Genomic DNA, 12,921 nt, shown 5'->3' on the forward strand with positions numbered 1-12,921 from the left:
GGCGCGGACCGCGTCGAGGGTGGTCGCGGCGTGCTCGGTGATCATCGTGAAGTGGTCGCCGGGCGCGTCCGCCTCGACGGGCGCGGGCTCGGCGGGCCAGCGCGCCTGCCAGCCGGACTCGGGGAACCCGGGCTCCGGCACCGGCTCGCTCGCCCGGACCTGGAGGGCCGGGAGGTCGAGGCCTGCCGGCTGCCAGCCCGCGAAGACCCGGCCGTAGCCGCCCATCGCGGTCAGCACGGTGTCGTCCAGGAGGACGGCGGCCCCGTCGGTGGGGGCGTCGGTCAGCGAGCGGCCGATGTACTGCCCGATGCGCGGCAGTACGGGGCTGCCGGGCGCGTAGCTGTCCAGCAGGACCAGGGCCGCCGGACGCCCGCCCCGGCGCACCAGCTCCGCGGCGACCGCGCTCGCCAGCCAGCCGCCGGCGGAGTGCCCGAGGAGCGCGAACGGCGCGCCGTCCGTGCACCGTTCGACGTCGTCGGCGTGCAGCCGCACCAGTGCGTCGAGGTCGGCGGGCAGGGCCTCGCCCGCGACGAAGCCGGGCGCGGGCAGCACCCACACGTCCTGGACGCCGCGCGCGCCTGCGGCGAGCCGCGCGTACTGGTGGGCGCCGGACTTGCCGGCGAACGACGGGAAGCACACGAGCGCCGGTCCGTCGCCGCCGCGTGTCAGCCGCACCGGCGCGGGCCGCCGTACCGTCCCGGCCTCGACGTCCGCCACGTCGAACGTCTCCCGGAACCGGGCGGCGTCCTCCAGGAACGTGAGGAACTCCGGGAAGCGCCCCTCCCGCGCGGTGCGCGCGGCCAGCGCGGCGAGGACGCCCGCACCGGTGGACGCCGGTTCGGCCGCGGGAGCGGGGGCGTCCCCGGGCTGGTCGCCCGGTGCGGGCAGCAGCGACGCGGTGACCAGCAGCGTGTGGAGGTGGGCGGCGAAGCCGTCGAGGGTGGGGTGCTCGAAGAGGGCGGTGGTGGGGAGTTGCGCGCCGGTGGCCGTCTGGAGGTGGCCGCGGATCTCAGCGGCCATGACGGACTCGATGCCCAACTCCGGGAGGCTCAGCGCCTCCTCGACCTCCGTGGTGTCGGCGTGCCCGAGGGCCGTCGCGACCTGCCGGGCGATCAGGGCGCGCAGGGCGTCCTCGCGGGCACCGGCCGTGAGCGGGGCCAGCCGCTCGCGCAGCAGCGCCGCCGCGTCCCCGGCCGCCGGCTCCCCGCCTCCGGCACCAGTGTTGCGGGCCGTCGCCGGGAGCGTGCCGTCCGGCCAGAAACGGCGGCTCTGGAACGCGTACGTGGGCAGGTCGACATGGGCACCGGCCGGGAGGTCCTGGACGGCGGACCAGTCGACCCGCGTCCCGCGCACGTGCAGTCGGGCCAGCGCCTCCAGCGCGCTCTGCTGCTCGGGCCGGTCGCGCCGCAGCAGCGGCACCGCCTCGACGGCGGGGCCCGGCCGCTCGGCCGCCGCGTCCCGCACGAGCGCCGTCAGCACACCGCCCGCACCGGGCTCGACCACGGTCGCGACCCCGGCGTCCAGCAGCGCGCTCACGGTGCCGTGGGCGTCGGCGGCCTCGCGCAGATGGCGCACCCAGTACGCGGGCGTGCACATCTCGTCGGCGGTGCGGTCGGGCAGCAGCGCGATGCGCGACGGCTGGAAGTTCAAGGCACCCGCGACCCGGCCGAACTCCTCAGGGGAGCTCAGCCGGCCGCGCGCCGCCACCAGTCGGCAGGCGTCCTCGGCCGACAGCACGCCCGCCGCGTATACGGCGGTCAGCTCGCCGACCGCGTGACCGGCCAGCACGTCGGGGACGACGTCCCAGGACTGGAGCAGCCAGAAGGACGCGGCGCCGACGGCGAACAGACCGGCCTCGGCGTACCCGGTGTCGTCCAGCAGCGCCGCCTCCGGGGTGCCCGCCGCGGCGAACAGCACCTCGCGCAGAGCGGGCCGGCCCGCGTCGCCCTCAGGGTTCAACTCGCGGTCCAGCGTCCCGCACAGCTCGTCCAACGCCCGCGCGAAGACCGGGTACCGCTCGTACAACTCCCGTCCCATACCCGGGAATTGACTCCCCGCACCGGGAAACAGAAACCCGAGCCGACCGGCGACAGGCGCACCCCGCACCAGCCCGGGAGCCGCCCCACCCGACGCCAGCGCCGCGAGCCCCGCCTCGAAAGCCGCCCGATCAGCCCCGACAACCACCGCGCGATACGGCAGCGCGGCCCGACCATGAACAAGCGCCCCGGCGACGGCCGCAAGATCGAGGCCCGGCGCCGGGCTCTGGCCCGGGTCCTGGTCCTGGTCCTGGTCCTGGCCCTCGCCCCGGTCTCGGCCCTGGCCCCGTTCCTGGTCCGGGCACAGAGCCGGGTCAGTCCCGGGGCGCGTGGACAGGCGCTCGCGCAGGTGCTCGTGCAGGCGCTCCGCCTGCGCCCGCAGGGCCGCCGAGCTGTGCGCCGACAGCAGCCACGGCACAGTCCCGGGCGTGGTCCCCGGCACAGTCCCCGGCGCGGTCTCGGCCACGTTCCCCGGTACGGTCTCGGGTGCCGTCGTGGGTGTCGTCGGGGGTGCTTCGGGCTGCTGAGCCTCGGTCTGGTCCTCCTGGGGTGGCTGCTCCAGGATCACGTGGGCGTTAGTGCCGCTGATGCCGAAGCCTGATATCGCGGCGCGGCGCGGGTGTTCGGTCTTCGGCCACGGGATCGTCTCGGACAGCAGCTCCACCGCGCCCGCGGACCAGTCCACGTGGGGGGTCGGCTCGGTCAGGTGGAGGATGCGCGGCAGGATGCCGTGTTCCATCGCCTTCACCATCTTGATCACACCGGCCACGCCCGCCGCGGCGGCCGTGTGTCCGATGTTGGACTTCACCGAGCCCACCAGCAGCGGCCGGTCGGCCGGCCGGCCTCGCCCGTAGGTCTCCAGCAGCGCCTGCGCCTCGATCGGGTCGCCGAGCGTGGTGCCGGTGCCGTGCGCCTCCACGGCGTCGACGTCCCCGGAGGTCAGCCCGGCGTTGGCCAGGGCCTGGCGGATGACGCGCTGCTGGGAGGGGCCGTTGGGCGCGGCCAGCCCGTTGCTCGCGCCGTCCTGGTTGGTGGCGGTGGAGCGGACGACGGCCAGCACCCGGTGCCCCTTGCGCCGGGCGTCCGACAGCCGCTCCAGCAGCACCAGACCGACGCCCTCACCCCAGCTCGTCCCGTCGGCGTCGGCCGAGAACGGCTTGCAGCGGCCGTCCGGGGCCAGTCCGCCCGTCCGGCTGAAACCGATGAACGCCTCCGGCGTCGACAGCACGGTGACCCCGCCGGCCAGCGCCATCTCGCACTCGCCCGACCGCAGCGACTGCGCCGCCAGATGCAGCGTCACCAGCGACGACGAGCACGCGGTGTCCACGGTCACCGCCGGGCCCTCCAGGCCGAAGGTGTACGAGAGCCTGCCGGACAGCACGCTCGCCGCGCCGCCCGTCAGCAGGAACGCCTCGACGCCCTCCCGCGCGGAGGTCCCCGCGACGAGTTGGGGATAGTCCTGCCCGGCCAGGCCCGCGAAGACGCCGGTACGGCTGCCGCGCAGAGTCGTCGGGTCGATGCCGGCGTGCTCGAACAGCTCCCAGGAGGTTTCCAGGAGCAGCCGCTGCTGCGGGTCCATGGCGAGCGCCTCGCGCGGGCTGATCCCGAAGAACGCCGCGTCGAAGCGGTCGGCGGTGTCGAGGAAGCCGCCCTCACGGGTGTACGTGTGGCCGACCCGCTTCGGGTCGGGGTCGTAGACGCCCTCGACGTCCCAGCCGCGGTCCTCGGGGAAGTACGTGATCGCGTCCGTGCCGTCGGCGACCAGCCGCCACAGGTCCTCCGGTCCCCGTACGTCGCCGGGGAAGCGGCAGGCCATCGCGACGATCGCGATCGGGTCGTCGTCCCCGGCCCCGGCAGCGGCCGTGTCGGCGCGGGCCGTCGTCGCGTGGTCCGTGGTGCCGGTGAGTCGGTCGAGCAGATGACCGGCGAGGGCCTGCGGCGTCGGGTAGTCGAAGACGACGGACGCCGACAGCCGGCTGCCGGTCGCGGCGCGCAGCCGGTTGCGCAGCTCGACCGCGGTCATCGAGGCGTAGCCGAGGTCGTTGAAGGTCCGGCCGGGCGCGACGGGCGCCGCGAGGCCCAGCACGGCCGTGGCCTCGTCCACCACCAGGTCCAGGACCACCTGCCGCCGTTCGTCCTCGGACAGTCCGGCCAGCCGCCGGGCCAGCTCCGTACCCTCGCTGTCGCCCGCCGGCGCGAACGCGGGGACGGCCCCCGACTGCGCGGGGGCAACGCTCCCTTGCTGGACGTCCACCCAGTAGCGCTTGCGCTGGAAGGGGTAGGCCGGCAGGTCCAGGACCCGGCCGGGCGGGGTCGTGAACCCGCTCCAGTCGACGGCCAGACCGTGCGCGTGGGCGTGCGCGGCCGAGGTGAGGACCCGCGGCCAGCCGCCCTCGTCGCGGCGCAGCGTGCCGGTGACGAAGATGTCGCGCTCCGCCTCCTCGGCGATGGCCTCCAGGGCGAGGGCGAGCACGGGGTGCGGGCTGCACTCGATGAACGCCGTGTGGTCCTCGGCGAACGCGGTGCGGACCGCGTCGGTGAGGCGGACGGGACTGCGCAGGTTCGAGTACCAGTAGTCGGCGTCGAGCCCGGCGGTGTCGACGGGCTCGCCGGTGACCGTCGAGTAGAACGGCACCGTGCTCGAACGGGGCGTGATGGCCGACAGGACCCGGATGACCTCGTCCTTGACGGGTTCGACGTACGGGGAGTGGGAGGCGTAGTCGGCGTCGATGCGGCGGGCGCGGATCTCCCGCTCCTCGCACAGCGCGACGAGTTCCTCCAGGTCCTTCGGCTCACCGGCGATGACGGTGGCTCCGGGGCCGTTGACGACGGCCACGTGCATCCGCCCCTGCCAGGGCTCGATCAGCTCGCCCGCCCGCTGCGCGGACACCGCCAGGGAGACCAGTCCGCCCTGCCCGGTCACGGCCAGCAGGGCCTGACTGCGCAGCGCGACGATCCGGGCCCCGTCGTCCAGGGTGATCGCCCCGGCGACGACGGCGGCGGCGATCTCGCCCTGCGAGTGGCCGATCACGGCGGCGGGCTCGACGCCGAGGGAGCGCCACAGGGCGGCGAGGGACACCATCACCGAGAACAGGGCGGGCTGGATGACGACGGAGCGGGAGATCGTCTCCCCGCTGCACAGCACCTCGGTGAGGGACCAGTCGACGTACGGGGCGAGGGCGGCCTCGCAGTCGGCGATCGACCGGGCGAACACGTCGGAGGTCTTGAGGAGTTCGGTGGCCATGCCGACCCACTGCGAGCCCTGGCCGGGGAACACGAACACCGGACGCTCGTACGCGCCCTGCCCGGTGACGACGCCGGGAGCGGCGGCGCCGGTGGCCAGGGCGTCGAGTCCGGCGAGGAGTTCGTCGCGGTCGGCCCCCAGGACCACCGCGCGGTGGTCGAGGTCGGCCCGCTGCGAGAGCAGGGCGTGCGCCACCTCGCGGACGTCCGGGAAGTCGTCGAGGCGGCCCGCCAGCCGCTCGGCCCGGGCGCGGAGCGCGACGGCGTCACGGGCGGAGAGGGCGAGCGGCACGACCGGAGCGAGGGGCGCGTCCGTCGCGTCGGTCGCAGGCGTTTCAGGCGTCTCAGGCGTCTCCGAGACCTCGGCGGGCGCCTGTTCCAGCACCACGTGCGCGTTGGTGCCGCTGACGCCGAAGGAGGAGACGGCGGCGCGGCGGGGGCGGTCCACGGTGGGCCAGGCGCGCTGCTCGGTGAGCAGTTCCACCCGCCCTGCCGACCAGTCGACGTGCGGGGTGGGCGTCTCGGCGTGCAGGGTCCTGGGCAGGACGCCGTGCCGCATCGCCATGATCATCTTGATGATGCCGCCGACCCCGGCGGCGGCCTGCGTATGCCCGATGTTGGACTTCAACGAGCCCAGCCACAGCGGCACTTCACGGTCCTGCCCGTACGTCGCGAGCAGCGCCTGCGCCTCGATCGGGTCGCCGAGCGTGGTCCCGGTGCCGTGCGCTTCCACCACGTCCACGTCGGCCGGGGCGAGCCGCGCGTCGGCGAGCGCGTCGCGGATGACGCGCTGCTGGGCGGGGCCGCTGGGCGCGGTCAGGCCGTTGGACGCGCCGTCCTGGTTGACGGCGCTGCCGCGCACGACGGCCAGCACCCGGTGCCCGTTGCGCCGCGCGTCCGACAGCCGCTCCAGTACGAGGACACCGGCGCCCTCGCTGAAGCCCGTGCCGTCCGCGTCGGCGGCGAACGCCTTGCAGCGGCCGTCGGACGACACGCCGCGCTGCCGGGCCGTCTCGGTGAACATGAACGGCGTGGCCATCACCGTCGCCCCGCCCGCCAGGGCGAGTTCGCTCTCGCCGCGCCGCAGCGACTGGACGGCCACGTGCAGGGCGGCCAGCGACGCCGAGCACGCCGTGTCGACGGTCAGCGCCGGGCCCTCCAGCCCGTAGAAGTAGGCCAGCCGGCCCGAGAGGACGCTCGCGGCGAGGCCGCTGATCTGATAGCCCTCCACGTGCTGCGGGGCGCTGCTCACGAGGGTCCGGTAGTCCTGCTGGCCGGTGCCGACGAACACGCCCGTGCGGCTGCCGCGCAGCGACGCCGGGTCGATGCCGGCGTGCTCGAACGCCTCCCAGGTGGTCTCCAGGAGCAGCCGCTGCTGCGGGTCCATGGCGAGGGCCTCGCGCGGGCCGATGTCGAAGAAACCGGCGTCGAAGCGGTCGGCCCCGTCGAGGAAGCCGCCCTCGCGGGTGTTCGTCGTCCCCGGCGTGTCCGGGTCCGGGTCGTACAGCGCCTCGACGTCCCAGCCCCGGTCGGTCGGGAACGGGGCCGTCGTGTCCCGGCCCTCCAGCACCAACTGCCAGAGCCCGTCGGCCGATTCGACGCCGCCCGGGTACCGGCACGACATGCCGACGACGGCGATCGGCTCGCCCCCGGCGGACTCCAGCTCGCTCACCCGCTCCCGGGTCTGCTGGAGATCGGCCGTCACCTTCTTGAGGAAGTACCGGAGCTTGTCCTCAGTGGTCTGAGGGGTCTGAGGGGCTTTAGGGGTCTGTGTGGTCGGGGTGGTCGGGGTGGTCTCGCTGTTCGCCACGGTGGCGCCGTCCTCTCGGTTCCGCACGGGTCAGGAGATCCCGAGTTCGTTGGTGATGTAGTCGAAGACCGCGTCGTCGTCGGCCGAGTCGAGGTGCGACGTCGCCGCGTCCGGCGGGGTCTCGGGGTCGGCCGCCGGTCGCAGACCCCAGTCGGCGACGACCGCGCGCAGCCGGGCGGCGATCCGGGCGCGGTCCGGGTGGTCGGCCGCGACACCGGCCAACGTCCGCCCCAGCCGGTCGAGTTCGGCGAGCACCGGCTCGGCCGACGGGACGTCGTCCCGGGGCAGCGCGCCGTCCACGTAGCGGGTGAGCGCCTGCGTCGTCGGATGGTCGAAGACGAGGGTCGCGGGCAGCCGCAGCCCGGTGACCGCGCCCAGCCGGTTGCGCAGTTCCACGGACGTCAGCGAGTCGAAGCCCAGGTCGGTGAAGGCGCGCCCCGGTGCGACGGCCGAGCCGTCGGGGTACCCGAGGACCTCGGCGACCGTGCGCCGCACCAGGGCGAGCACGATCCGCTCCCGCTCCTGTGCGTCGACCCCGCCGAGCCGCCGCCGCAGTTCACCGGCGGCGTCCTCGCGACCGGCCGCGCCGGCCACCGCCGTCGGGGCCGACGGGCGCACCAGCCCGCGCAGCAGCGCGGGAACGGAGTCGCCCGCGCCGCGCAGCGCGCCCGGATCGAGCCGCACCGGCAACAGCGTGCGCGGCAACAGCTCTTCCGCCGCCGGGGCCGTCAGAACCGTGTCGAACAGGGCGAGTCCGTCCTCGGGGGACAGCGAGAGGACGCCGGAGCGCCGCCAGCGCCGCAGGGCGGTGTCGTCCAGGCGGGCCGCCATGCCCGCGTCCCAGGCGCCCCAGGCCAGCGAGACGGCCGGCAGACCGAGGGCCGCGCGGTGCTGCGCGAGGGCGTCGAGGAAGGCGTTGGCGGCGGCGTAGGAGCTCTGGCCCGGCGCGCCGAGCGTGGCCGTCGCGGACGAGAACAGGACGAAGAGCGCCGGGTTCGCCTCCCGCGTCAGCTCGTGCAGATGCCAGGCCGCGTCGAGCTTGGGACGCACCACGGCGTCCACGGCCTCGGGGGTCGGCGCGGCCAGCACGCCGTCGTCGACGACACCCGCCGCGTGGATCACCGCCGTCAACGGGTGCGCGGAGGGAATCCGCTCCAGTACGCCCGCCAGCGCGTCGCGATCGCCCACGTCACACGCCTCCAGGATCACCTCCGCACCCAACTCGCTGAGTTCACCGGCCAGTTCCCCGGCCCCGACGGCCCGCGCCCCGCTCCGACTCGCCAACACCAGCCGCCGCACCCCGTGCTCCACCACAAGCCGCCGCGCAACAAGCCCACCAAGCGCCCCCGTTCCGCCAGTGACGAGGACTGTGCCGTCGGGACCGAGCCCAGCGACCGGAGCCGGATCGTCCGGGGACGCCAGCCGGGTCCGTACGAGGCGGGGCGTCAGCAGGGTGCCGGCGCGTAGTGCGAGGTGTGGTTCGGTGCAGCCGAGTGCTGCACGCCACAACTCCCCGTCCTGTGCGGTCGCTTCGTCCTCGTCCACGTCCACGTCCAGCAGGGTGAATAGGTCGGGGTGTTCGGCCTGGGCGGCGCGTACGAGTCCCCATACCAGGGCCTGGCGCAGGCCCCTTACGGCGTCGTCGGCGTTCGTGGCCACCGCGTCTCGGGTCACCACGAACAGCCTTGTCCCGGTGAGTCGTTCGTCCGCAGCCCAGGACACGAGCAGGGAACGTACCGCCCGCTCGACGGCACGGGCCGCCGTCGGGACGTCCGCGTCGGGGGGTACCACCGCCGCGCAGTCGAACAGCACTGCGCCGGGCATCGGCCGGCCCGCCGCCACGGCTGCCGACAGCGCCGCCGGGGTGGCGAACGTTTCGTCCGCCAGGCCGTCCGGCAGGGTGCCGTCGCCCACGGCGACGACGTCCCGGACCGGCTCGGTGTCGGGGGCGGCCGACGGCTGCCATGTGACGTGGAAGAGGCTGTCCGGGTGTCCGTGTCGGGCGGCGGCGCGCAACTGTGCCGTGGACACCGGTCGGGTCCGCAGCGCCGTCACCGACACCACCGGCGTCCCGTCCGGGTCCGTCACCAGCACCGGTGTCGCGTCGTCGCCGATGGGTGACATGCGCACCCGCAGTGTGGTCGCGCCGGTGCGGTGCAGTCGTACGCCCTGCCAGGCGAACGGCAGGCGCACCTGCTCGCCGGTGTGTCCGACCAGGCCCGCGTGCAGCGCGGCGTCCAGCAGCGCGGGGTGCACGCCGTAGCCGGCGGCCTCCGCGCGGAAGGGTTCCGGCAGCTCCACCTCGCCGAACACCTCGTCGCCCAGCCGCCACAGCGCGCGCAGCCCCTGGAAGGACGAACCGTAGGCGAAGCCGTCGCGGGCGACCGCGTCGTAGAAGTCGGTGACGTCCACCGGTACGGCCCCGGCGGGCGGCCATACGCCCGTCAGGCCGCTGTCGGCCTCCGGGGCGGTGTCCGAGAGGACACCCGCGGCGTGGCGCGTCCACGATGGCGCGTCGGCCTCGCCCTCCGTGAGCGCGGCGGACGCGGGCCGGGAGGCCACGGTGACCCGGCGGCGGCCGTCGCCGTCGTCCTCCCCGACGGTGACCCGGAGGTGGACGACGTCGTCCGCGCCGAGGATCAGCGGGCTCTCCTGGACCAGCTCCTCCACCGTGGGGCAGCCCGTCAGACGGCCCGCGTGCAGGGCCATGTCGAGGTGCGCGGTGCCCGGCACGATCGTCGAGCCCAGCACCACGTGGTCGGCGATCCACCCCTGCGTACGCGACGACAGCCGCCCGGTGAGGACCAGCCCGCCGCCCTCCGCCGGGGTGAGCACCGCGCCCAGCAGCGGATGCCCGGCCGGGGCCAGCCCCAGATCGCCCGGCTCGACCGGCAGGGCCGTACCGTCCGGGCGGCCGGACGACCAGTACCGCTCGCCCTGGAAGGCGTACGTCGGCAGCTCAAGCGGCAGCCGCCGCGCGGCCCCGGCGCTGGCGCTGGCACCGGCGAGATACGCCCGCCAGTCCACGCCGACGCCCCGCACATGCGCCTCGGCCAGCGCGGTGAGGACCGTACGGACCTCGGAGCGGCCACGGCGCAGCAGCGGCACCGCGAGGACGCCGGAGCGCTCCTCCTCGGGCAGCACGGCGGCCGAGCCGACCCGGGTCATCGCGGACAGCACCCCGTCCGGCCCCAACTCCAGGAACGTGCGCACCCCCAGCCCCAGCAGCGTGCGCACACCGTCGTGGAAGCGCACCGCCTGCCGGACGTGCCGCACCCAGTAGTCGGCGGAGCGGAGCTCCTGCGCGCCGGCCGGGCGGCCGGTGACGTTCGAGACGACGGGGATGAGGGGTTCCCGCAGGTCCAGCGAGTTCAGGACCGTGCGGAAGGCGTCCAGCATGCCGTCCATGCGCGGCGAGTGGAAGGCGTGGCTGACGGCCAGCTCCTTCGTCCGCCGCCCCCGGGCGCGCAGCGCCGCGACCACCGCGCGCACCACGTCCTCGTCACCCGACACGACCACCGAGGTCGGGCCGTTGACCGCCGCGATCGACGCCGACCCGGCGTGGTCCGCGAGGAGTTCGGCGACCTCGTCCTCGGCGGCCTCGACGGCCGCCATCAGCCCGCCGGCCGGCAGCTCCTGCATGAGCCGCCCGCGCGCCGCCACCGCGACGACCGCGTCCTCCAGCGAGAAGACGCCCGCGACATGCGCGGCGGCCAGCTCGCCGACGGAGTGCCCCAGCAGATGGCCGGGCCGCACGCCCCAGGACTCGACGAGCCGGTACAGGCTCACCTCGACGGCGAACAGCGCGGCCTGCGTCCACTGCGTACGGTCCAGCAGCGCCGCCTGCTGCGACCCCTCGTCGGCGAACAGCACCTCGCGCAGCCGCAGGTCCGCCCGCTCGGCGAACAGGTCGCAGATCCGGTCCAGGGAGGCGGCGAACACCGGCTGGGCGGCGTACAACTCCCGCCCCATGGCGGCGCGTTGGGCACCCTGGCCGGTGAACAGGAAGGCCGGCCCGCTGCCGCGCGCGGCCGTGCCGGTGACGACCCGGCCGGGCGCGGCCTCGGCGGCCCCGCGCAACGCGTCCAGCCCGGCCAGCAGTTCGTCCCGGCCGCCGCCGACGATCACGGCCCGGTGGGCGAGACTCGCCCGCCGCACGGCCAGCGGCAGGGCGAGCGCCGCCGGATCGACGTCCGGATGCGCGGCCACCACCGAGTGCAGCCGCTCGGCCTGCGCCCGCAGCGCCTCGGGCCCGGCGGCGGACAGCAGCCAGGGCACGAGCGCCGGCCCGGCCTGTTCCCCGGCCTGCTCCTCTTCGTCCATGTACTCGTCGGCCTGTTCCAGCACCACGTGCGCGTTGGTGCCGCTGATCCCGAAGGACGACACCGCGGCGCGCCGGGGCCGGCCGGTGGACGGCCACGCCCGCGCCTCGGTCAGCAGCCGCACGGTCCCGTCGGACCAGTCGACGTGCGGGGTCGGCTCGTCCACGTGCAGGGTCGCGGGCAGCACCCCGTGCCGCATCGCCAGCACCGTCTTGATGACACCGGTGACACCGGCCGCGTGCGTGGTGTGCCCGATGTTGGACTTCACCGAGCCCAGCCACAGCGGCTCCGCCCGGCCCGCCCCGTCCGCCTCGCCCGCCCGGTCCGCACGGTCCTTCCCGTACGTCGCGAGCAGCGCCTGCGCCTCGATCGGGTCGCCCAGCGTCGTACCGGTGCCATGCGCCTCCACCACGTCCACGTCGGCGGGGGCGAGCCGCGCGTCGGCCAGGGCCGCCCGGATCACGCGCTGTTGGGCAGGGCCGCTGGGCGCGGTCAGGCCGTTGGACGCGCCGTCCTGGTTGACGGCGCTGCCGCGCACGACGGCCAGCACCCGGTGCCCGTGCCGCCGCGCGTCCGACAGCCGCTCCACCAGCAGCACCCCGACGCCCTCGCCCCAGGCCGTGCCGTCCGCCGCGCCGGCGAACGCCTTGACGCGGCCGTCCGGCGCGAGCCCGCGCTGCCTGCTGAACTCCACGAACATGAACGGCTGGGCCATCACCGAGACCCCGCCCACCAGCGCCAGATCGCACTCGCCGTCCCGCAGCGACCGCACCGCCAGATGGAGCGCGACCAGCGACGCCGAGCACGCCGTCTCGACGGTGATCGCCGGCCCCTCCAGGCCGAACGTGTAGGCCAGCCGCCCGGAGGCGACGCTGAGCGCGGTGCCGGCCAGCACATGGCCCTCGGTGCCCTCGGGCGCGGGACCCGTGCCGGGGCCGCCGTAGCCGTGCGAGGCCGTGCCGACGAACACGCCGGTGCGGCTGCCGCGCAGCGACGTCGGGTCGAGGCCGGCCCGCTCGACGGTCTCCCAGGAGGTCTCCAGGAGCAGCCGCTGCTGCGGGTCCATGGCGAGCGCCTCACGCGGGCTGACCCCGAAGAAACCGGCGTCGAACCGGTCGGCGTCGCGCAGGAACCCGCCGTGCCGCACATAGCTGCGGCCCGCCTGGTCCGGGTCCGGGTCGTACAGCGACTCGACGTCCCAGCCGCGGTCGGCCGGGATCGGCGTGATCGCGTCCCGGCCCTCGGCGAGCAGCCGCCAGAAGTCCTCCGGCGAGGCCACGCCGCCCGGGTAGCGGCAGCTCATGCCGACGATGGCGACCGGCTCGTGACGGGCGTCCACCAGCTCCCGGTTCTGCTGCTGGAGCCGCTTGTTCTCCTTCACGGAGTGGCGCAGCGCCGCCATCATCCGCTCGGTCCGGTCGCCGCCCGGGGTGTCCGTCGCGGCGCCCTCCTCGGCGCGCGTGCCCGGCAGGTCCTGCGTCACAGGGGTTCCCTCTCCGCTCATGGTCGT

At 75.4% G+C, this 12,921-nt stretch carries 1 protein-coding gene and 1 pseudogene; both read right to left on the reverse strand.

Annotation, left to right across the window (positions count from 1 at the left end; genetic code table 11):
• Nucleotides 1–18: 18 nt before the first annotated feature.
• Nucleotides 19–7,005, reverse strand: a pseudogene (locus BMZ82_RS41200) (type I polyketide synthase); the annotation flags it as partial.
• A gap of 114 nt (nt 7,006–7,119) precedes the next feature.
• Nucleotides 7,120–12,894, reverse strand: a complete 5,775-nt coding sequence (locus tag BMZ82_RS12500) for a type I polyketide synthase (protein WP_256251875.1) — start codon at nt 12,892–12,894, stop codon at nt 7,120–7,122.
• Nucleotides 12,895–12,921: the final 27 nt, after the last annotated feature.

The organism is Streptomyces sp. yr375 (assembly GCF_900110755.1).
GTDB lineage: Bacteria > Actinomycetota > Actinomycetes > Streptomycetales > Streptomycetaceae > Streptomyces.